Source organism: Shinella sp. (assembly GCF_035998705.1).
Taxonomy (GTDB): Bacteria; Pseudomonadota; Alphaproteobacteria; order Rhizobiales; family Rhizobiaceae; genus Shinella.
The window spans coordinates 414161-435753 of sequence record NZ_DASYHH010000008.1; the positions used below are offsets into that span (position 1 = coordinate 414161).

Annotated in this window: 20 protein-coding genes; 8 read left to right on the forward strand and 12 right to left on the reverse strand. The window is 64.9% G+C overall.

Annotation, left to right across the window (positions count from 1 at the left end; translation table 11 throughout):
- The first annotated feature begins 13 nt into the window (after positions 1-13).
- Both VGN93_RS04980 and pgi read left to right on the forward strand, forming a co-directional pair.
- The gene (locus VGN93_RS04980) at positions 14-1714 is read left to right on the forward strand and encodes a long-chain-fatty-acid--CoA ligase (RefSeq protein WP_327506588.1); all 1701 of its coding nucleotides are present in this window, start codon (positions 14-16) and stop codon (positions 1712-1714) included.
- Positions 1715-1831: 117 nt separating this feature from the next.
- On the forward strand, positions 1832-3457 hold the full coding sequence (gene pgi / locus VGN93_RS04985) for a glucose-6-phosphate isomerase (protein WP_327506589.1): 1626 nt from the start codon (positions 1832-1834) through the stop codon (positions 3455-3457).
- Positions 3458-3464: 7 nt separating this feature from the next.
- Here pgi and VGN93_RS04990 read toward each other — a convergent pair whose 3' ends face one another.
- The 4 genes from VGN93_RS04990 to VGN93_RS05005 all read right to left on the reverse strand — a co-directional run bounded on the left by VGN93_RS04990 (position 3465) and on the right by VGN93_RS05005 (position 6877).
- The gene (locus tag VGN93_RS04990; protein WP_327506590.1) at positions 3465-4565 is read right to left on the reverse strand and encodes a glycosyltransferase family 1 protein; all 1101 of its coding nucleotides are present in this window, start codon (positions 4563-4565) and stop codon (positions 3465-3467) included.
- A gap of 41 nt (positions 4566-4606) precedes the next feature.
- Complete coding sequence (locus VGN93_RS04995) at positions 4607-5536, reverse strand: carbohydrate kinase (protein WP_327506591.1); 930 nt, start codon at positions 5534-5536, stop codon at positions 4607-4609.
- A 64-nt stretch (positions 5537-5600) separates the two neighbouring features.
- A complete protein-coding gene (locus VGN93_RS05000; RefSeq protein ID WP_327506592.1) occupies positions 5601-6299 on the reverse strand; it encodes an orotate phosphoribosyltransferase in 699 nt (232 codons plus the stop codon).
- A 134-nt stretch (positions 6300-6433) separates the two neighbouring features.
- A complete protein-coding gene (locus VGN93_RS05005) occupies positions 6434-6877 on the reverse strand; it encodes a DoxX family protein (RefSeq protein WP_327506593.1) in 444 nt (147 codons plus the stop codon).
- A 198-nt stretch (positions 6878-7075) separates the two neighbouring features.
- Between VGN93_RS05005 and VGN93_RS05010 the strand changes: the two genes are divergently transcribed.
- The 3 genes from VGN93_RS05010 (at position 7076) to VGN93_RS05020 (ending at position 9938) form a co-directional block, all read left to right on the forward strand.
- On the forward strand, positions 7076-7264 hold the full coding sequence (locus tag VGN93_RS05010; RefSeq protein ID WP_319324589.1) for a hypothetical protein: 189 nt from the start codon (positions 7076-7078) through the stop codon (positions 7262-7264).
- 120 nt (positions 7265-7384) lie between these two features.
- On the forward strand, positions 7385-8089 hold the full coding sequence (locus VGN93_RS05015; RefSeq protein WP_319324588.1) for a Crp/Fnr family transcriptional regulator: 705 nt from the start codon (positions 7385-7387) through the stop codon (positions 8087-8089).
- 7 nt (positions 8090-8096) lie between these two features.
- Complete coding sequence (locus VGN93_RS05020) at positions 8097-9938, forward strand: CHASE2 domain-containing protein (RefSeq protein ID WP_414714048.1); 1842 nt, start codon at positions 8097-8099, stop codon at positions 9936-9938.
- On the opposite strand, the gene VGN93_RS05025 is transcribed toward VGN93_RS05020, so the two are convergent.
- Positions 9935-10573, reverse strand: coding sequence for a FecR family protein (locus tag VGN93_RS05025; protein WP_327506595.1), 639 nt, complete (start codon positions 10571-10573; stop codon positions 9935-9937). The two genes, VGN93_RS05020 and VGN93_RS05025, sit on opposite strands and share 4 nt — an antisense overlap.
- A 190-nt stretch (positions 10574-10763) precedes the next feature.
- Here VGN93_RS05025 and VGN93_RS05030 point away from each other — a divergent pair, with 190 nt between their 5' ends.
- On the forward strand, positions 10764-11798 hold the full coding sequence (locus VGN93_RS05030) for a tetratricopeptide repeat protein (protein ID WP_327506596.1): 1035 nt from the start codon (positions 10764-10766) through the stop codon (positions 11796-11798).
- Positions 11799-11856: 58 nt separating this feature from the next.
- On the opposite strand, the gene VGN93_RS05035 is transcribed toward VGN93_RS05030, so the two are convergent.
- Positions 11857-12891, reverse strand: coding sequence for a proline racemase family protein (locus tag VGN93_RS05035; RefSeq protein ID WP_327506597.1), 1035 nt, complete (start codon positions 12889-12891; stop codon positions 11857-11859).
- A 135-nt stretch (positions 12892-13026) separates the two neighbouring features.
- Here VGN93_RS05035 and VGN93_RS05040 point away from each other — a divergent pair, with 135 nt between their 5' ends.
- Together VGN93_RS05040 and VGN93_RS05045 are read left to right on the forward strand one after the other, a co-directional pair.
- Entirely contained in the window at positions 13027-13833 is an 807-nt protein-coding gene (locus VGN93_RS05040) for a phosphodiesterase (protein ID WP_327506598.1), read from the forward strand.
- Between the two features lie 125 nt (positions 13834-13958).
- Positions 13959-14594 carry a DUF1236 domain-containing protein gene (locus tag VGN93_RS05045; protein WP_319324581.1) on the forward strand — a complete coding sequence of 212 codons (636 nt, stop codon included), beginning with the start codon at positions 13959-13961 and terminating at the stop codon, positions 14592-14594.
- A 58-nt stretch (positions 14595-14652) separates the two neighbouring features.
- Here VGN93_RS05045 and VGN93_RS05050 read toward each other — a convergent pair whose 3' ends face one another.
- The 6 genes from VGN93_RS05050 to ytfQ all read right to left on the reverse strand — a co-directional run bounded on the left by VGN93_RS05050 (position 14653) and on the right by ytfQ (position 21409).
- Positions 14653-15900 (reverse strand): alpha/beta hydrolase, encoded by a 1248-nt coding sequence (locus tag VGN93_RS05050; RefSeq protein ID WP_327506599.1) that lies wholly within the window; start codon positions 15898-15900, stop codon positions 14653-14655.
- A gap of 163 nt (positions 15901-16063) precedes the next feature.
- Positions 16064-16786 carry a FadR/GntR family transcriptional regulator gene (locus VGN93_RS05055; RefSeq protein ID WP_327506600.1) on the reverse strand — a complete coding sequence of 241 codons (723 nt, stop codon included), beginning with the start codon at positions 16784-16786 and terminating at the stop codon, positions 16064-16066.
- 75 nt (positions 16787-16861) lie between these two features.
- Complete coding sequence (gene yjfF, locus VGN93_RS05060; protein ID WP_319324578.1) at positions 16862-17830, reverse strand: galactofuranose ABC transporter, permease protein YjfF; 969 nt, start codon at positions 17828-17830, stop codon at positions 16862-16864.
- Positions 17827-18852, reverse strand: coding sequence for an ABC transporter permease (locus tag VGN93_RS05065; RefSeq protein WP_327506601.1), 1026 nt, complete (start codon positions 18850-18852; stop codon positions 17827-17829). Before VGN93_RS05065 ends, yjfF begins: the two co-directional genes overlap by 4 nt.
- Positions 18849-20369, reverse strand: a complete 1521-nt coding sequence (gene ytfR, locus VGN93_RS05070) for a galactofuranose ABC transporter, ATP-binding protein YtfR (protein WP_327506602.1) — start codon at positions 20367-20369, stop codon at positions 18849-18851. Before ytfR ends, VGN93_RS05065 begins: the two co-directional genes overlap by 4 nt.
- 77 nt (positions 20370-20446) lie before the next feature.
- Positions 20447-21409 carry a galactofuranose ABC transporter, galactofuranose-binding protein YtfQ gene (gene ytfQ / locus VGN93_RS05075; protein ID WP_327506603.1) on the reverse strand — a complete coding sequence of 321 codons (963 nt, stop codon included), beginning with the start codon at positions 21407-21409 and terminating at the stop codon, positions 20447-20449.
- Positions 21410-21593 lie beyond the last annotated feature (184 nt).

Genomic DNA, 21593 nt, shown 5'->3' on the forward strand with positions numbered 1-21593 from the left:
AGGAGGAGCATGCATGTCGGCCACAGTCCAGGACACTTCCACGCAGCCGACCGGCCGCTTCTGGCTCGCCTCCTATCCGGAGGGCATGGCGGGCGAGATCGCGCCGCTCGGCCATGCGTCGATCGGTGCCCTCGTCGAAAGCTGCTGCGCCCGCTATGCCGAGCGTCCCGCCTTCACCAGCATGGGCAAGACGCTGAGTTTCAAGGATTTCGAAGCGGCCTCGGCAAAGATCGCCGTCTGGCTGCAGGCGCAGGGGCTGGAAAAGGGCGACCGCGTGGCCGTCATGATGCCGAACATCCTACAGAACCCGGTGATCATCTTCGGCATCCTGCGCGCCGGCCTCGTCGTCGTCAACGTCAACCCGCTCTACACGCCGCGCGAGCTCGAGCACCAGCTGAAGGATGCGGGCGCCAAGGCGCTGTTCGTGCTGGAGAATTTCGCGAGTACTGTGGCGCAGGTCGTGTCGCGCACGGCGGTGAAGCACGTGGTCGTCACCACGATGGGCGACATGCTCGGGCTCAAGGGATTGATCGTCAATTTCGTCGTGCGCCGGGTGAAGAAGCTGGTGCCGGCCTGGTCGCTGCCGGGACATATCCCGTTCACGCAGGTGATGGCGGAGGGCGCGCGCGGCGCGCTGAAGCCGGTCAGCGTTGCGCCGGGCGATACCGCCTTCCTGCAATATACCGGCGGCACCACGGGCATCTCGAAGGGTGCGACCCTGACCCATGCCAACCTGCTCTCCAACATGGAGCAGATCAAGCTGTGGATCGAGCCGACCTTCAGCATCAAGACGCGGCCGGACCAGCTCGTCTTCATCTGCGCGCTGCCGCTCTACCATATCTTCGCGCTGACGGTGAACGGGCTGATGGGCATCGCGCTCGGCGGTCATAACGTGCTCGTCGCCAATCCCCGCGATATCCCGGCCTTCGTCAAGGAGCTGGCGAAATACCGCGTCCACATCTTCCCCGGCCTCAACACGCTGTTCAACGCGCTGATGAACCATCCGGACTTTTCGAAGCTCGACCTCTCCGAGCTTGTGCTGACGCTTGGCGGCGGCATGGCGGTGCAGCGGCCGGTGGCCGAACGCTGGCAGGCGATGACGGGCTGCGCCGTCACGGAAGGCTACGGACTTTCGGAAACGTCGCCGGTCGCCACCGCCAACCGCTTCGACAGGCCGGAATTCACCGGCACGATCGGCCTGCCGCTGCCCTCGACGGATATCGAGATCCGCGACGACGACGGCAACACGCTGGCGCTCGGCGGGATCGGCGAGATCTGCATTCGCGGCCCGCAGGTCATGGCCGGCTACTGGCAGCGGCCGGACGAGACGGCGAAGGCGATGACGGCGGACGGTTTCTTCCGCTCCGGTGACATCGGCTTCATGACACCGGACGGTTATACCAAGATCGTCGACCGGAAGAAGGACATGATCCTGGTTTCCGGCTTCAACGTCTTCCCGAATGAGGTGGAGGAAGTGGCGATGTCGCTGGCCGGCATCCTCGAATGCGCGGCGATCGGCGTGCCGGACGACCATTCCGGCGAGGCGGTGAAACTCTTCGTGGTGCGCCGCGATCCGGCGCTGACGGAGGCCGACGTCAAGGCCCATTGCGCGGCCAACCTCACCAACTACAAGCGCCCGCGCTTCATCGAGTTCCGCACCGAACTGCCGAAATCCAACGTCGGCAAGATTCTCCGCAAGGACCTTCGCGGCTGAACGGCAACGCGGGTTAAATCGATTTAGTTTTTTCGGGCAAGCCGCGTTTTCGGTCTTGATTTGCGCATGCCAAAGCGACTAGCTAACCGGCATCGTCCAAAGCCAAGGAAGACGCCGATGAACGCGCTTGTCGAAAAGCTGAAATCCATCGTTCGCGATACCAACGCCACAGACATAAGGGCCGCCTTCGCGGCCGATCCTGAACGGTTCTCCCGCTTCAACGCCAAACTCGGCGACTTCCTCTTCGACTATTCGAAATGCGCGGTGAACGACGCCGTGCTCGACGGGCTGGAGGCGCTAGCCCGGAATGCCGGCGTCGAGACGAAGCGCGACGCGATGTTCGCAGGCGCGATCATCAACATCACGGAAGAGCGCGCGGTGCTGCACACGGCGCTGCGCAACCGTTCCAACACGCCTGTGCTGGTCGACGGCAAGGACGTCATGCCGGACGTGAATGGCGTGCTCAATGCCATGGGCGCCTTTTCCGACGGCATCCGTTCCGGCGCGTTGAAGGGCGCGACGGGCAGGAAGATCACCGACGTCGTCAATATCGGCATCGGCGGCTCGGATCTCGGCCCGGTCATGGCGACGCTGGCACTCGCCCCTTTCCATGACGGCCCGCGGCTGCATTTCGTCTCCAACATCGACGGCGCGCATATTGCCGATACGCTGAAGCTGCTTGAAGCCGAGACGACGCTCGTCATCGTCGCCTCGAAGACGTTCACGACGATCGAGACGATGACCAATGCGGCGACGGCGCGCAAGTTCATCGCCGATGCGCTGGGCGACGCCGCTGTCGGCAGCCATTTCTGCGCGGTCTCCACGGCGCTCGACAAGGTTTCGGCCTTCGGCATCGACGGGACACGCGTCTTCGGCTTCTGGGACTGGGTCGGCGGGCGCTATTCGATCTGGTCGGCCATCGGCCTGCCGCTGATGATCGCAATCGGCAAGGAAAACTTTGCCGAGTTCCTGGCCGGCGGCCATGCCGTCGACAATCATTTTCGCGAGGCGCCGTTTCGCGAAAACATCCCGATGCTGCTCGGCCTCATCGGCTACTATCACCGCAACGTGCTCGGCTATCCGTCGCGCGCCATCCTGCCCTATGACCAGCGCCTGTCGCGTTTTCCGGCCTATCTCCAGCAGCTCGACATGGAATCGAACGGCAAGTCGGTGACGATGGATTCGACGCCGGTCGAGGGCCAGACCGGTCCGGTCGTCTGGGGCGAGCCCGGCACCAATGGCCAGCACGCATTCTACCAGCTCATCCACCAGGGCACGACGATCATTCCGGCCGAGTTCATGATCGCGGCGAACGGCCACGAGAAGGACCTGCGCCACCAGCACCAGCTTCTCATCGCCAATTGCCTGGCGCAGTCGGAAGCGTTGATGAAGGGCCGCACGCTGGACGAGGCAAAGGCGCAGCTCACCTCCAAGGGCATGGACGAGGCGAAGGCTGACAAGATCGCGCCGCACCGGGTGTTCTCCGGCAACCGCCCGTCGATCACCATGGTCTATGACAGCCTTACGCCCTTTGCGCTCGGCCGGCTGATCGCGCTCTACGAGCACCGCGTGTTCGTCGAGGGCGCGCTGTTCAACATCAACTCGTTCGACCAGTGGGGCGTGGAACTCGGCAAGGAGCTGGCGACGGGCCTGCTGCCGGTCGTCGAGGGCAAGGAAAGCGCGGACGGCCACGATTCGTCGACGGCCGGCCTTGTTGCGGCCCTGCTGAAGGCCGCGAGCTGAGCGGTCTTCAGGATCGCAGGCTGAGACGGCGTGCCGCGAAAGCACCGCGCGGCACGCGGGTGAGGTTTCCGAGGAATTCGCGCGCGCAGGCGCTCCAGCTATAGGTCATGGCGCGACCGCGGGCGATGTCCTTGGGGATGTCGAGCGCGGCCAGGGCCGCCTCCCGCAGGTTTTCCGACAGCGCGCCGCCCTCGCCCAGAACGTCCTTCGGGGCGGTGACCGGAAAGGCTGCGACCGGGACGCCGCTTGCCAGCGCTTCCAGCATGACATTGCCGAAGGTATCGGTGCGGCTCGGGAAGACGAAGACGTCGGCCGAGGCGTAGACGCCTGCAAGTTCCTCGCCGGTCTTGCGGCCGAGGAAATGCACATCCGGATAACGCTGGCGCAGCATGGCAAGGTCCGGCCCGTCACCGACGACGACCTTGCTGCCGGGCAGGTCGAGGCTCAGGAAGGCGGGAAGGTTCTTTTCCACCGCGACGCGGCCGACATTCAGGAAGATCGGCCGCGGCAGGCCGAGATCGCGGCGTTTTGCCGGATCGAACAGTTTCGTATCGACGCCGCGCGACCAGCGCTTGATGCGCACGAAGCCGCGCGCCGCCATTTCCGCGCCCAGCGACTTGGTCGCCACCATCATGCCGTTGCCGGCATTGTGGAAGCGGCGCAGCCACCAGTAGCTGACGCTTTCGGGAATGGGGAGGCGGGCGCTGATGAATTCGGGAAAACGCGTGTGATAGGCCGTGGTGAAGGGCAGCCGGCGCTCGAGGCAGGCGCTGCGCGCCACTATCCCGAGCGGGCCTTCGGTGGCGATGTGGATATAGTCCGGCGCGATCTTCTCGATCTCGGCCAGCACGCGGCGCTTCGAGGTGATGGCGAGCCGGATTTCCGGATAGGACGGCAGCGGCACCGTCGTGAACTCCTGCGGCGTCAGGAAGACGACGTCGATACCCTCTTCCGCCATCGAGCGGGCGAGCTCTTCGAGCGTGTGCACGACGCCGTTCAATTGCGGGCGCCAGGCATCGGTGACGACAAGAATGGTGGGAGCCCGGCCATTCGACCGGGCGGCGGCAAGCGAATCTGGGGCCGAATCTGGAGCGGTGTGGTCGAGCATGGCCCCTTTGACCATGCTGCGATGACAGGCGAATGAAAGGCTCAGGCGAGCCCGATTTCCTTTGCCCAGGGCGGGTTTGCGCCGGCGCGCGAGACGGTGACGGCAGCGGCCTTGGCGCCGAGCGCCAGAACCTTGGCGATCTGGTCCTGGTCGAGCTTCGCCACCTGCTGCTTGGTCAGGAGGTTCTGCATCTTCAGCGAGGCGAGCACGCCCGCATCGAACGTATCGCCCGCGCCGACCGTATCGACCACGCTGACGCGCTCGCTCGGCACCGTGACCTTGTGGTTCGCGGTGTAGCCGACGGCACCTTCCGCGCCGCGCGTCACGACGACGAGTTTCGCGCCATGGTGCAGCCAGTGGCGGGCGAGCGTCTCCTCGTCGCCTTCGAGCCCGAACCAGGCGAGGTCCTCGTCGGAGAATTTGACGATGTCGGCCATCGCCGCCATGCGGCGGATGCGGGCCATATGGGCGTCCTTGTCCTTGATGAAGCCGGGGCGGATGTTCGGGTCGAGCGAGATGACGCGTTTTTCGTGTTCGCGCGCCAGCAGCGCCTCATAGGTCGAGCCGCAGGGTTCCGGAATCAGGCTGATCGCGCCGAAATGCAGCGCCTCGCAATCGTCGCCCAGCGCCGGAAGCTCGGCCTCGGTGATCATGCGGCCGGCGGTGCCCTCGTCGTAGAAGGCGTAGGTCGCGTGGCCGTCGACGAGCTTGACGAAGGCGACGGTGGTCGGGCGCGACAGCGTTGCGCAATAGCTGTAGTCGACGCCGCTGTCCTTCAACGTGCCGCGCAGGATATCGCCCATCATGTCGTCGGAAAGGCCGGTAAAGAAGCCCGTCGGCACACCGAGGCGGCCGAGCGCGATCGCCGTGTTGAAGATCGCCCCGCCGGCATAGGGGGCGTAGGCATCCTCGCCGAGCGTCGACGTGCGCGGCAGCATGTCGATCAGCGCTTCACCACAACACAGGATCATCAGACTTCCTCCAACCGAACTTTCAATCGATTTAAGCGATCATAACGGAAAGCGCTAGAGCCTTTTAAGACGTCGGCAGTTCCGCGACGCCGCCGTGGGCGGCCGACCAGACGAGCGGCGCATCGAAGAAGGCCTCGACGGAGGCGAGCGTCGCGTCGTCGAACAGCTTTTCCTCGCGGGCAACCGCCAAAACGTCCCGCCAGGTGCCGATATGGTGCAGCTTGACGCCGCCATTGGCATATCGGGCTTCCGCTTCCTGGAAGATGCCGTAGTAGAACAGCGCCATGCCGTGATCGACCACGCCGCCGGCCGCGCGGATCGCGTCGATGAAGGTGAACATGGAGCCGCCGACGGTGACCAGGTCCTCGATGACCAGCACGCGAGAACCCTCCGGCATCACGCCCTCAATCTGCGCGTTGCGGCCATGGCCCTTCGGCTTCTTGCGCACATAGACCATGGGCAGGCCGAGGCGGTCTGCCAGAAGCGCCGCGAAGGGAATGCCGGCCGTCTCGCCGCCGGCAATGACGTCGAAGCGTTCGAAACCGGCATCACGGGTGATGGTCGCGGCGGCAAAATCCATGATCGCCGAGCGGATGCGCGGATAGGAGAGCAGCTTGCGGCAATCCATGTAGACCGGGGAGGCCATGCCGGAGGCGAGCTTGTAGGGCTCTTCCGGGCGGAAATGCACCGCCTTGATCTCCCACAGCATGCGGGCCATCAGCCCCGCCATCACGTTTTTGTCCGGAAAGGAATTGGAAAACATCGGCATCTCTCCACATGGCTGTCTTACCGTGCGCATAGCAGCAAGAGACGCGGCTTTCCAGCATGCCCGACACGAAAAACCCTCCCCGGAGGCCGGGGAGGGTTTTTCCTGGAGGATCAGAGTATGGCGGATGCTTAGGCGGCGACGGCCTTGCCGGCAGCCGAACGGGCGTCCAGCGAGTATGCGCCGGGGCCGAAGGCGGCGAGCACGAGGAAGCCGCCGGCAATCGTGATGTTCTTCCACATCATCAGGCCGTTGAAGAGGGTGAGCAGGCCGTTTGCGCCTTCCGGAAAGTCCGGAACGTTGATCGCGCCGCTGTGGAACACGAGGGCCGTGAACACGCTGAAAGCGGCGAGAAGATAGGCGGCGATGCGCGTCTGGAAGCCGACGAGAACGAAGAGACCGGCGACGACTTCAAAGAGGCCGGCGAGGTAGGCAAGTGCGGTGGCAGCCGGCAGGCCGGCGCCGGCGATCATGCCGGCGGTGCCGGACGGATCGATGAGCTTCGGATAACCGGCGGTGATGAACATGAGGGCGAGAAGAATACGTCCGACGAGGACGACGGCGTTCTGTTGCATGGAAAGCTCCTGAGGCTTTGGTTGTTTGCGTTGGCAGAGAGATATCAGTTTTCCGTCGTCAAACTAGACGGGCGATCGGGATACAGATCGTTCGATTTTTGTGAACGACACCTGTTCCCACTGGAACAGAACCCCCACCGCAACCATGGGACAAACGAGGCACGACACCCCGCCTCAAGACCTCCAGCCGGAGCCCTCATGCGCCATTATCTCCTCGCCCTCGCGCTTGCCGCCGCCTCCCTCGCCTTCACCGCGACCGGCCATGCCGGCACGGCCTATGCGGACGGCTATTACGGCCACTACCAGCAGACCTGCATCACCAAGCGCATCCGCACGGAAGGCGCCTATGGCAAGACCATCACCAAACGCGTGCGCATCTGCCAGTAGAAGACGGCACCGCCCCGGAACTCTCCGTTCTTTTCTGTTGCATGCGCCCGGCGGCTGGGCGAAGATTTGAGCCGAGCGGCGCGTCTTCGTTTCGTCAGCGGCGGTCGGGGGAAACCGGATATGAACGAGATCAACAAGAGTAGCGCGTTCTGGCGTTCCTTCCCGATTTTCGAGGGTTTTGGCAAGGACACGATCGGCGAGATCGCGGCAATCGCCTCCTTGCGCAAATGGACGGCCGGCACGGTGATCTTCCAACGCGGCGACGAGGGCACCTACCTCATTGCGCTGGTTTCCGGCCGCATCAAGCTTTCGCTCATCACGCCGCAGGGCAAGGAGCTGTCACTGCGCCAACTCGAAGCCGGTTCGGTGCTCGGCGAAATGGCGATCCTCGACGGCCAGCCGCGTTCTGCCGATGCCACCGCCGTCGTCGCGACCGAAGGCTACGTCATCTCCAAGCGCGATTTCCTGGAGGTGCTCGCCCGAAACCCGACGGCCGCGCAGGCGATCATCCACTATCTCTGCACCAAATTGCGCGAAACGACGGAGCAGCTCGAAACCATCGCGCTCTACGATCTCGAAGCCCGCGTCGCGCGCTTCTTCCTCGCGACGCTGCGCAATATCCACGGCGAGGACCTGCCGGAGAGCGCCAATCTCCAGCTTTCGCTCAGCCAGACGGAGATCGCCAGCATCGTCGGCGCCAGCCGGCCGAAGATCAACCGGTCGATCCTCGCGTTGCAGGAGGCCGGCGCCATCCGCCGCAACGACGGCATCATCCATTGCCATATCGGCCGGCTGCAAACCATCGCCGAGCCGGATGACGACTAGCGGCATGATCGCCAAGAAATACAGACCCCTTGTCGCCGGCCTCGTCGCGAGCCTCGCCGGGGCGCTGGCGTTGTTTTTCCTTGGCGAGACGGCGCTGGAGCAGCAGCGCGAATTCTATTTCGATGCGCTGACCCAGACGGTGCCGGTCGAGACGAGCGACCGGATCGTCGTCGTCGACATCGACCGCAAGGCCTTCCAGAGCGCGCCCGAGAAGGACTGGACACGCACGCAGACGGCGACGCTGATCGAGCGGCTGGCCGCCGCCAAGCCGGCGGCAATCGCCTTCGACTTCGTCTTCAGCACCGATTGCGCGGCGGACGAGCCGGCCAATGCCGCGCTGGCGGGCGCCATCGGCAAGACGCCGACCATCCTGGGTTTCCTCATCGGCGAAACGCTCGACGGCGCGCCGCATCCGGTGCCGGCACTCGCCTTGCAGCGGCCGGTCGACGTGCCGGAGCTCTGGTTCATCGACGGCACGGAAAGCTCCTGTCCGTTCCTGCAGGACAAGGCGGCCGCCGCCGCCGCATCCTTCCTGGTCGGCGACGAAGACGCGGTGGTGCGCCGCGTGCAGGCCTATGCGATCGTCGGCAATGCCGCCTATCCTGCACTCGGCGTCGAGGCGGCGCGGCTGGCGGCGGGGGCGCGCACGCCGGTGCTCGGCGGCACCCCCGCCTGGCTGCGCCACGATTCGCGCATCATGCGGCTCGACGAGGACGGCAGCCTGCGCTTTGTTGCGAGCAGCGCCGGCACCATTGGTGCTCGCACCTTCTCGGCGGCGGATATCGTGGCGGGCCGGGTGCCGGCTGACAAGATCGCCGGCAAGGTCGTTCTGATCGGCAGCAGCCTGCCCAATCTCGGCGGGCTGCGCACCAGCGCCTCCATGCCGCTGGAACCCTCCGTGCAGATTCATGCGGATGTCGCCAACGCCATCCTGACCGACCATATCCCGATGCGCGATGCCGGCCTCATACCGATCGAGGCAGGCTTTGCCTTTGTCGCCGGCGTGGCGGTGGCGCTGGCGGCGGCGCGGCTGCGCCCGCTCTGGGCGGCGCTTGCCGGTCTCGGGCTCGTCGGCATCGTCTTCGGCGCGTCGGTCCTCCTCTATATGCGCACGGCGCTTTTGTCGGATGCGGTCGGCGTCACGCTGATTGTCGCGACGGCGGCGCTCGTCACCGGTCTCCTGCAATTCACCCATGTGCGCCGCGCCGAAGCGACCGCGCGCCTGCGCTTTGCGCAATACCTGCCGCAGTCGGTCGTCTCGCGCTACATCGACAATCCGGACCTCGGCCGCGTGGCCGGCGAGGAGCGGCAGGTGACGGCTTTGTTCACCGATATCGAGGGTTTTTCCACGCTCGCCCAGAAGATCGGGCCACATGACCTCGTGAAATTGCTCGACATCTACTTTTCCGAGGTGAACGCGCTGGTGGCGCGCCATGGCGGCATGGTGGACAAGGTGGTGGGCGACGCCGTGCATGCGCTGTTCAACGCGCCGGACGATCTCGACCGCCATGTCGACAAGGCGCTCGCCTGCGCCGATGAAATCCGCACGCTGACGGAAGAGATGCGCCGCCGGCCGACCTTCCTCGACCGGGACTTCGGCCGCACGCGCATCGGCGTCGAGACGGGCATGGCGGTGCTGGGGGAAGTCGGCATCGGCGGCAAGCTCGACTATACCGCGCATGGCGACGCGGTGAACCTCGCCGCGCGGCTACAGGATGCCAACAAGTTCCTGGGCACGCAGATCTGCGTTGGCCCGAACGCAGCCGGCGAGACCAGCCGGACGCTGCGCCCCATCGGCAGCCACGAAATCCGCGGCTTCGGCACGATGGAACTGTTTACGCTGGATTAACGTATACCGGCGCTCGCATAGGCTTCGCGGATGCGGGCCTCGCCCCATTGCGTGATTTCGCCGGGTGCGGCCCCTACCGAGGCGATCTCGACGCCCTGTCCGGGTGCCACCTGCCGCGTGACGCCACCGCCGGTGACGTCCACGAGGCCATGCTCGACGAAGACGGCGAAGGCTCCGCGGCTGGGGCCTGCGAAGAACTTCGTGCCGCGCACGCCGATCATCCCGAAGGCGGTGCGCACCGTGAGGTCGATCTTCGCGAGGCCTTCCGGACGGTCGAAGACCATCTGGCCGGTGCCGAGCTCGATGACGCCGCCCTGCCCGGCGATGAAGGTGTCGATCAGCAGTTCCGTCTCGCTGCCGAGCAGCAGGCTCGTATCGTCGCCGAGTTCGAGCGAGGCAAAGCTTTCCTTGCCGGTCCTCACGAAATCATGGTCCATCAGGCTCGCGCCGGCCTTCAGGCCTTCGAGGCGCTCCGCCTGCTTGCGCGTGACCTCGCCGGTGATCTCCACCGCCTTGCCGATGATCGCATTGGCCTGCGTGGCGCGGACACCGATGCTGGTGAGCGCAAGCGCCGCGCCGGCGATGAAGAACCGGCGGCTGAGGGTGACCGGAGAAAAAGCGTTGAGCGTTCGCATGACATGCCTTTCGCGCGAGCACAAACCCGACGGATGGAATTGAACCAATACAGGCCGACGCGTCAATCGCGTTTGCCGCCTGACCTGCAAACCTTATGCGCCGCCCTGCCCCTCCCCCACTGTTCCCGCGGAAACAGCCTCGTTTCGCCGGTCCACTAAGGTGCGGTCATCCAACGAAGGGAGACGGATCATGATTTCGCGATCCACAGGAATAAAGACGGCTGGCCGCGCCCTTTTCTTCGCGGTGCTTCTTTCCGGCGCCGCCGGCAGCGTCCAGGCCAACACGCTTTCGATCGAAGCCCGCTGCGATGCCAGCGCCGGCAGCCGCTACGACATGACGCGCAACACGGCCTTCGCGCCGGTTGCGCTTGAAGATATCGAGATCGGCGCGGCCCTTTCCGCCTGCCGCGAGGCCTATAATGCTGGCGGCGGCGCCCGCATGGCCTTCCAGCTTGCCCGCGCCCTGGAACGCGCCGGCCAGGATCTCGAAGCCATGAAACTCTATGCCGAAGCATCGGCTCTCGGCCACACGGTGGCGATGGTGAACTACGGCGCCATGCTCGGCAAACGCGGCGATCCCGCCGCCGAATTCAGCCACTACAAGAAAGCCGCGGAACTGGGCGACATGCTCGGCGCCTACAATCTCGGCGTCGCCTATCGCGACGGCATCGGCACGGAAATCAACGGCGCAGAGGCGACGCGCTGGTTCGACAAGGCGGCCGCTGCCGGCGACGAGACGGCGGCCTTCAATCTCGGCGTGCTGCTCGACGACGGCAGCCTCGTCACCGAGGACAATGCCCGCGCCGCGGCCTTCTACCGGCTGGCCGTCGAGGGCGGCAGCGTCGATGCGATGATCAATCTCGGCCTCATGCTGGAATCCGGCGAGGGCGTTTCGCAGGACCTCGCTTCGGCAGCCGGCTACTTCAAGCAGGCCGCCGATCTCGGCGACAGCTACGGCAAGCTGAAATTCGGCCTGATGCAGCAGAGCGGCACCGGCATCGTGAAGAATGTCGAACAGGCGGTAAACAGCCTCGTCGCCGCCTTCGAGATGCGCGACGTCGATCTCGAAGTGATCCTGCGCGACACACCGGAACAGCTCAGCGCCGATGCCCGCCTCGCCATCAAGCAGGTGTTGGCCCAGCGCAAGCTGATCGCCGGCGCCGAGAATGCCGAGATCGACCCGATCACGCTCGGCGCGATCGAGAAGCACTACGCCGAAAAGTAAGGGGCTCCTTTGCGCAATTCCGGACGCAAAACCGCTGCACACTTTTGCTGGAATTGCTTTAGTCGATCTCGCCCGCCTGCGGCCCCCAGGTGTCCGTCATCGCAAAACCGTTGGCGAGCGGATCGGTCGGGTCGAGCGCGATCTGGTGCAGGCCGAAGGTCCAGCCGCGGCCGGTGATGGTCGGGATGATCGCCTTGCGGCCGGCAACCTCGGTTTCGGCTGCAAGCCCCACCTCGAACTCGGACCCGATGATCGAGCGCGAGCGGAACGTATCGCCCACTTTCGCAAGACCACGGGCGTGCAGCGTGGCGAGGTTGGCGGAATTGCCGGTGCCGCAGGGCGAGCGGTCGACGCGTCCGGGCCACATGGTGGTGGCGGTGCGCACCAGGCCGTCCGGGTCGCGATCGCGGAACATCACATAGGCGATACCGCTGATTTCCGGGATTTCCGGATGCACGACCTTCATCGATTTGTTGATCAGATCCTTCAGCGCCATGCCGGCATCGACGAGCGCGCGGGCATTCGCCTTCTCGATCTTCGTGCCGATCTCGTCGACATCGACCAGCGCATAGAAGATGCCGCCATAGGAAATGTCGAAGCGCACGCGGCCCCAGTGCGGCGTGTCGATCTCGACGTCGAGCGCCTCGACGAAGGAGGGCACCATGGTGAGCTTGACCTTCTCGCAGCGCCCGTCGCGGCAGGTCGCCGTCGCCCTGACGAGGCCGGCGGCGGTATCGAGGATCACCACCGTCTCCGGCTCCTTCATCTCGACGATGCCGGATTCGAGCAGCGCGGTGGTGACGCAGATGGAGTTTGAGCCGGACGAGGCATGCGCCTGGTCGGCCTGCAGGATGATGAAGCCGGCATCGGCCTCCGGGCGCTTGGCCGGCACCAGCAGGTTGACCGAGCCGGTGGCCGCCGCCCGCGGCTCCAGGCAGAGGAAACGGCGCAGGCTGTCATCGACCGTGTTGATGTGGTTGAGCTGCTCGGCGATCGTGTTGCCGGGGATTTTCGGCACACCGCCGATCGCCACCTTGCCGATCTCGCCTTCGCAATGAACGTCCAGCAACTGGATCGTGCGCTTCCATCTCATGTCGTCTCGCTCCGTCTTTGCCGGCCCGCCGGCGATGCTGGTCTCTCTGATATATCAGATCGTCATCCGTTCCAACTGCTTTTCATGCGACAGCATTGCGCGCTACGACATAGCGCCCGCAACGAGATCCTTTTCATGACCAAGCTCATTGTTTTCACCGACCTGCACATGGTGCCCGAGGGCACGACGATCATCGGCCTCGATCCTTACCAGCGGCTGCTCGCCGGCATCGAGCACGTCAATCGATACCATGCCGATGCCGACCGGGTCATCTTCACCGGCGACCTGACGCACCGCGCCGACACCATGTCCTACGAGCGGCTGCGCGACCTCCTCTCCTTGCTCGTGCCGCCAGCCGCCATCACCATCGGCAACCATGATTATCGCGAGCGTTTCCTGGAAACCTTCACCCATGTGACGCCGGACGAAAACGGCTTCGTGCAGCAGGCGATCGACTTTGCCGATTGCCGCGTCGTGCTGCTCGATACGCTGTTCGCCCCGCCCTACGACTATCCGATGAGCCATGCCGGTTATCTCTGTGAGACGCGCCTCGCCTGGCTCGACCGCACGCTTTCGAGGGCCAACGGCCTGCCGGTGCTCATCTTCATGCACCACCCGCCGCACAAGACGGGCTTTACCGGCATGGACGCGATCCGGCTCGGCAACGAGGACGCCTTCTACGATCTCGTGCTGAAACACGGCAATGTCCGCCACATCTTCGCGGGCCATGTGCATCGCACGATCGGTGGCTCGCATCGCGGCATTCCCTTCTCGATCTTCAAGAGTCCGGTTCACCAGCAGCCGATGCCCTTCGACACACCGAACGCCTCGCTCTCCGTCGACGAACCGGCCGCCTACGGCATCGTCGTGGTGACGGAAGAGGGATTGCAGGTGCACCACGAGGACTACGAGATCGCGCGCCGCGATTCGGAAATTGCCTGATAGCGACGGTTAAAGCGCGTTACACAACGTGAAATGCCCGAACCGCGCTCGCGGGGAACCGCGCAGGGCCTATCCCGTTGTCTCCGCCGAAGGGGTGGGAAACCCAACTTTCGAAGGAGAAAGACATGCGCAAGATTCTCATGGCCGGTGCCGCCCTGGCACTCATCGGCGCCACGGTCGCCCATGCGGACGACGGTGACAAGGAAGTTCTCGGCGGCGCTGCCGGCGGTGCTGCGGGTGCTGCCGCCGGTGCCGTCATCGGCGGCCCGGTCGGCGCCATCGTCGGCGGTGTGGCAGGTGTCGCGATCGGCGCGGAAGCCGCCGTTCCGAATGACGCCCGCGTCTATGTGATGGAAAACCCGACGCCGCCGGTGGTTCTGGAAGGCCAGGTCACCGCCGATACGCGCTTCGACGACACCGTCACGCTGACGCCGATCCCCGATCACCCGGACCTCGCCTATGTCTATGTCGACAACCGCCCGGTGATCGTGCGCACCGACAGCCGCCAGGTCGTCTACGCGCCTGAGGTGGAGACGACGGCGAGCATTTCGAGCGACATTCCGGAAGCCACCATCACCTATGTCGAGCGTCATCCGCTCGATCCCGTCGTGCTGGAAGGCCCGGTCGAGGCCGGCGTCGTGATCCCGGAAACGGTGCAGATCGTCGAAGTGCCGGAAAACCCGAACTACGGCTACATCTATGTCGACGAGCGCCCTGTTCTCGTCGACCGCGGCACTCGCGAGGTCATCTGGGTCCGCTGATCCTTGCGGGAAAAGTGGAGGGCGGCCCTTGCGGGGGCCGCCTTTTGCATGCCCAGCCCTACTGGCCGGTCGCGGTGACCGCCGTGTTTTCCACCGAACTGCCGAAGCGCAGCCATTGGTCGTTGTAGTTCTTGCGCGTCACCGGATCGAAGACGGCGATCGGCGTCGAGACCGCGATGCTGGCAGCACTGCCGACCGTCTGCGCCGTGCCGAGCGCCACGGCGCCCAGCCGGTCGCCAAGCCCGACCTCGGAATCGGTGACGGTCTGACCGGCGATCAGGCGGTTGCCGATGAGCCGCACGACCTCCGGGCTTTCGGCAAACTTGCCGTGGTTCAGGTTGTCGCCGGATTTCAGCGCCGTCAGGTCGAGCACCGTAATGCCCTGCTTTTCCAGCATGGAGCGATAGGGCTCCTGGGACGGATCGATCTGGCCGAGGCGGTCGACATTGCCGGAAATGCGGCGCGACAGGGTCAGTGCCCGGTCGTCCCGCGAAACGAAGAGCGTGAAGTTCGGCCGGTCATTGCCGATCGCACGCAGTTGCTGGCCGAAGACGTCGACGTCGAGATCGGGCGAGGCGAGGATGACCTGCTGGATCTTCTTCGGCACGCGGCCGTCGCGGATCGCCATCTGGCGCAGCGTCTCGACAGCCAGCCAGGTGCCCATGGAATGGGCCATGATGGTGATTTCGCCGACCTCCGGCGAATTGACGGCCGCGCGCAGCAACTCCTCCAGCGCATCGCGCGAATAGTTGGTGCTTTCCTTGTCGTAGGAATAATCGAAGATGCTGGCACGCGACGGCCAGGTGAAGATCACCGGCGCCGCATCGGTCTTCGAATCGTGTACGATCTGCGCGAAGCGGTAGACGGCATCCTCATAACGATTGTTGAAGCCATGCACGAAGACCAGCACGCGGCGGCTCTTCGGCAGGTGCGCGCCGAGCCAGGCTTTGCCGGCCTTCGCGCTGTCGATCGGCGTCACGCTGACGGTGGTGAAATCCTTCAACGGATCGGCGGGCAGCTTTTCGGGCCATTGCACCTGGCCGACCTTGCGCTTGTCATCCGCCGGAATGGAAATCGTGATCTCGCGCATCTGGAGATCGGAACCGCGCTCGCCGGAAAACAGCACGCCCGGCTGTTGCGAGGGCGCGCGCGTGGTGGCGACGAGCAGGTCGACCTTCGAGACCCCCGCCGGCGGCTCGCCGCCCGGCAGCAGCACGCCTTCCGGCCGGCCGGCACAACCCGCCAGCACCAGCAGCCCGGCGATGATCACGCGACGCAATACGCGCGGCCTTTCGCGGTTCATCATGCCCCGCTTCCTTCCGCTTTTCAGGTTTGCCGGTGCGGCCTCACCATTCGCCCCTGCTTAGCGGAGCAGCGGGCGGTTTTGAAGCGACGCGATGCGGTGGGGGCCTTGCGGGACGGCATGAGCAAGGCAGGCCGTGGCATATCGGTCACGGCCGGCGGCCTTTTCAGGCCTTTGGCGGCCCGAATGCCTCCATCATCCGCCCCCGGCCGACGCGGATGACGTTTTCCATGGCGCGCCGCGCACCGTCTTCGTCGCGACGACGGATTTCCTCGACGATGCGCATGTGGCTGGCCGCGACATCGCCGATCTTGCCGTGATCGGCGGCCGGCGAACTGAGCTTGAAGACGCCGGCCAGGCCGGCCTCGATTAGGCTGCCGACCGTGCGCATGAAGGGATTGCGCGAGGCATCCATGACGGCGAGATGGAACTTGAGGTCGGCGAGCGCCAGCGTTTCCGGCGTATGATCCGGATCGCCCATGGCGACGGCGAGCAGCATCATCTGGTTGATATCCGCTTCCACCGCATGGCGGGCGGCAAGCGCTGCGGCATGCGGCTCGAAACCGAGACGGATATCGCTCAGGTGGAGGAGGAAACGATCATCGACGCCGACGGCGAAATGCCAGGTAAGGATGTCGCCGTCGAAGAGGTTCCACTCGACCTTCGGCAGCACCCGCGTGCCGATGCGCGCACGCGGCACGACGAGCCCCTTGGCGGCGAGCGTCTTCATCGCCTCACGCAGCACGGTGCGCGACACGCCGAAACGCGCCTCCAGCTCCGCATCGCCCGGCAGCGTCGCGCCGACCGGAAATTCGCCTGAAACGATCGCCTTGCCGAGCGCGTCGACGACCTGCGAATGGCTGGTATGCGCCACGGCTCCATTTACCATTGTTTCAAGCAGGCCCTTTTTGCGCACAGGTCCGCCCTCTCCTACACGCTGAAGCGCCGTGTGAGGGCGTATCCGTCAGGCATATCGCCTCCGTCGCACCGAGAGCTGGATCAGGCCCTTCTGCAGCAGGATGAAGGCGAAGAGCAGCAAACCGATCAGGATCTTCGTCCACCAGCTCGACAGCGAGCCGTCGAAGGTGATGTAGGTCTGGATGAGACCCTGGATGAGGATGCCGACCAGCGTGCCCGCCACGAAGCCGGAGCCGCCCGTGAGCAGCGTGCCGCCGATGACGACGGCGGCGATGGCGTCGAGCTCGACTCCCACCGTCGCCAGCGAATAGCCGGCGGAGGTGTAGAGCGAGAAGACGATGCCGGAAAGGCCGGCCAGGAAGCCGGACAGCGCATAGATGAGGATCGTCGTACGGCCGATCGGCACGCCCATCAGCCGCGCCGTCGCCACACCGCCGCCGAGCGCATAGACATTGGCGCCGAAGCGCGTGCGGTGGGCGATCAGGATGCCCGCCGCAAAGACCAGAAGCATCAGGCCGCCGATCAGCGTGATGCGCCCGCCGCCGGGCAGCTTGTAATAGACGCTTTTCAGCGTCGCGTAGAAGGGGTGTTTGATGGGGATCGAATCGATCGACAGCACGAAGGCCATGCCGCGCGCCAGAAACATGCCGGCGAGCGTGACGATGAAGGGCGGCATTTCCAGGTGGTGGACGATCGCGCCCATCAGCGCGCCGAAGGCCGTGGTCAGCACCAGCGCCAGGGCAAAGGCAGCAAGCGGATGGATCGCCGTCTGTTCGAGCAGCACCGCGAGGAAGACCCCGGTGAAGGCGATGACGGCGCCGATCGACAGGTCGATGCCGCCGGACAGGATGACGAAGGTCATGCCGACGGCCGCGATGCCGAGGAAGGCGTTGTCCGTCAGGAGATTGCCGATCACCCGCGTCGACAGCATGTTCGGGTACTGCGCGATGCAGACGGCATAGGCGATCAGGAAGATCGCGACCGTGGCGATGAACGGAAGGTAACGCGGGTTCATTTCGCCTCCTGCTCCGTTTTCTCCGACGCCGCCCGCGGGCGCGAGAGGAAGACGAAGGCCGACTGCGCACGCGGCGACTGGATGACCAGGATCAGCACGATAATCGCCGCCTTGATGATGAGGTTGAACTCCGGCGGGAAGCCGGACAACAGGATGCCGGTGTTGATCGACTGGATGATCAGCGCTCCCAGCAGCGATGCCGCAATGCTGAACCGCCCGCCGAGCAACGAGGTACCGCCCACGACGACCGCGAGGATCGCGTCGAGCTCCAGCCAGAGACCGGCATTGTTGGCATCCGCGCCGCGAATGTCGGCCGCCGCGATGATGCCGGCAATGGCGGCGCAAAGACCGGAGAGCACATAGGCCGCGATCAGCAGCACGCCCGTCGACACGCCCGACAGCATGGCGGCGCGGCGGTTGATGCCGAGCGCCTCGATCAGCATGCCGAGCGCGGTACGGCGCACCAGGAACGCCACCAGCAGGCCGAAGACGAGCCAGATGACGACCGGCATGGGCAGGCCGAAGAACGAGCCGCTGCCGAGGAAGATCAGCCCTGCATCGTTGAAGGTGAGGATCGCGCCTTCGGTGATCAGCTGCGCGATACCGCGGCCGGCGACCATCAGCACCAGCGTTGCGATGATCGGCTGGATATCGAGCACCGCAACGAGGATGCCGTTCCACAGGCCGCAGAGAATGCCGGTGCCGAGCGTTATGACGAGCGTCATCGCCAGCGAATGGCCGGATGTGATGCAGGCGGCGGCGACCGCGCCGCAAATCGCCATGACAGCACCCACCGAGAGATCGATGCCCTTGGTGGCGATGACCACGGTCATGCCGATCGCCAGCAGCGCCACCGGCGCGCCGCGGTTGAGGATGTCGATCACGCTGCCGTATAGCCGGCCGTTCTGCATTTCGAGCCGGAAGAAGCCGGGAAAGGCGATCGACACCATCACGAGAATGACGACAAGCGCTGCGAGCTGCGGAAAGAGCCGGATGGCGTAGGCTTTCAATGTCGCGCTCATGCGTCCACCCTTCCGGCGGACGCGGCGATCGCCTCGACGATGGCGTCCGTGGTGACGCGTTCGCCGGTCAGTTCCGCGACATGCGCCCGGTCGCGCAACACGATGACACGGCGCGAATAGGCGACGAGTTCTTCGAGTTCGGAGGAAATCACGATCAGCGACATGCCTTTTTCGCACAGGGATTCGATGAGGCGGATGATTTCCGCATGCGCCCCGACATCGATGCCGCGCGTCGGCTCGTCGAGGATCAGAAAATCCGGATTGGTGGCGAGCCAGCGGGCGAGGATCGCCTTCTGCTGGTTGCCGCCGGAGAGCAGCTTGATCGGCTTTTCGCGGTCGGTCGTGCGGATGTCGAGCGCCTTGATGTATTGGTCGGCGAGGCGATCCTGCTCGCCGCGACTGATCGGTCGCGCCCAGCCGCGCCGGGCCTGCAAGGCGAGCGCGATATTTTCACGCACGGACAGATCGCCGACAATGCCGTCCACCTTGCGGTCCTCCGGGCAGAAGCCGAATTTTTCGCGAATGGCGGCGCGGGGCGAGGAGAGGTCGAGCGCCCGGCCATCGGCCTCCGCCGTGCCGCTGTCGGCGCGTTCGGCACCGAACAGGATTTCCGCCGTCTCGGTGCGCCCCGAGCCGAGCAGGCCGGCAATGCCGACAACCTCGCCCACGCGCACATCGAGATCGAAGGGCTGGATATGACCCTTGCGGCCGAAATCGCGGAAACGGAAGCGCACCGTCCCGCCCTCGCCTTTCGGTCCGTGCTCGGCCGCCACTTCCTGAACCAGCTCGCGGCCCAGCATCATGGCGATCAGTTCGCGGCGCGGTAGCGCCGACGTCTCGCGCGTGCCGACGAGTTGGCCATTGCGCAGCACGGTGATGCGGTCCGCTATCTCGTAAACCTGTTCAAGGAAGTGCGTGATGAAGACGATGCCGAGGCCCCGGGCCTTCAGGCGCCGCACGATGCCAAACAACATCGCGACCTCATGCGCATCGAGGCTCGCCGTCGGCTCGTCGAGGATCAGCACCTTGCCGGAGAGATCGACCGCACGCGCAATCGCGACCACCTGCTGCACGGCGACGGAATAGGCGGCAAGCTCGGCGGTGACGTCGATGTCGAGTTCGTATTCGGCGAGCAGCGCCCGCGCCCGCCGGTTCATCTCGCGGGGGCTGACGAGGCCGAAGCGTTTCGGCTGGCGGCCGAGGAAGAGGTTTTCGGCGACCGTCAGGTTCGCAAGCAGGTTCACCTCCTGGTAGACCGTGCCGATGCCCAGCGCCTGGGCTTCCAGCGTGCTCTGCGGGTCGACATCCGCGCCATCGACGAGGATGCGCCCGCCATCGCGGCGATAGGCGCCCGTCAGGCATTTGACGAGCGTCGACTTGCCCGCGCCGTTTTCGCCGAGCAGCGCGTGCACCTCGCCGTGCCGGAGCGAAAAATCGACCCGGCTGAGCGCCTTGGCGCCCGGGAAGATCTTGTCGATCCCCGTCGCCGAAAGAACATAGGAACTGACCGGCTGCATGATTCCGACCCCGCATGAAATTTTTGCGCACCCCACGCCAGGTTAGGAGCTGGGCGTGGGGCGCACCTGGGGAGAGATCAGTAGCCGAGATCCTTCTTCTCCTCGTACACCTTCGCCGGATCGTCGGCCTGGGTGTAGAGCTTCGATTCGGTCTGGATCCACTTCGGCGGCGCCTTGCCGTCCTTGAGGAAGGCGTCGAGCGCGTCGAAGGCGGGGCCTGCCATGTTCGGCGTCAGCTCGACGGTGGCATTCGCCTCGCCCGCGGCCATCGCCTGGAAGATATCCGGCACGGCATCGATCGAGACGACGAGGATATCCGTGCCCGGCTTCAGGCCGGCTTCCTTGATCGCCTGGATGGCGCCGACGGCCATGTCGTCATTGTGCGCGTAGAGCGCACAGATATTCTTGCCGCCGTCTTCCGCCTTCAGGAAGCTTTCCATGACTTCCTTGCCCTTGGTGCGGGTGAAGTCGCCGGTCTGGCTGCGGACGATCTTCAGATTGTCCTTGCCGGCCAACGCCTCCTCGAAACCCTTCTTGCGGTCGATCGCTGGCGACGAGCCGGTCGTGCCCTGCAACTCGACGACGTTGCAGGGTTTTCCGGCGACCGTATCGACCAGCCATTGGCCGGCAACCTTGCCTTCATGCACGAGGTCGGAGGTGACGGCGGTCATGTAGAGGTCTTCCGGCGCATCGACCGTGCGGTCGAGCAGGATGACCGGAATTTCCGCATCCTTGGCTTCCTGGAGCACCTCGTCCCAGCCGGTTGCCACGACCGGCGCGACAAGGATGGCATCGACGTCCTGCGCAATGAAGGAACGCAGCGCCTTGATCTGGTTTTCCTGCTTCTGCTGCGCATCGGCGAATTTCAGGTCGATGCCGCGCTGTTCGGCCTGCTGCTTGGTGAGCGTGGTTTCCGCGGCGCGCCAGCCGGATTCCGACCCGATCTGCGAAAAGCCGACAGTCAGATCGGCGGCAGATGCAGGCCCGAACATCGAGACGGCAAGGATCGTGGCACTTGCGAGTGCGATTTTGACTTTCATGATGTCCTCCCAAAGAAAGCTGCTCCTCAGCAGCCTGAGTAAAACATCATATTATATTACTATTGTAAACTGCCAAATTTGGCCCCCCGCTTTCCGCCTTGCCACAGACAAGCCTCAGGTAAGTCGGCGCCCGTAAGGAGGAATGAAAGATTGCCGTCGCCTTGAGCGCAACGGGAACTCGCCA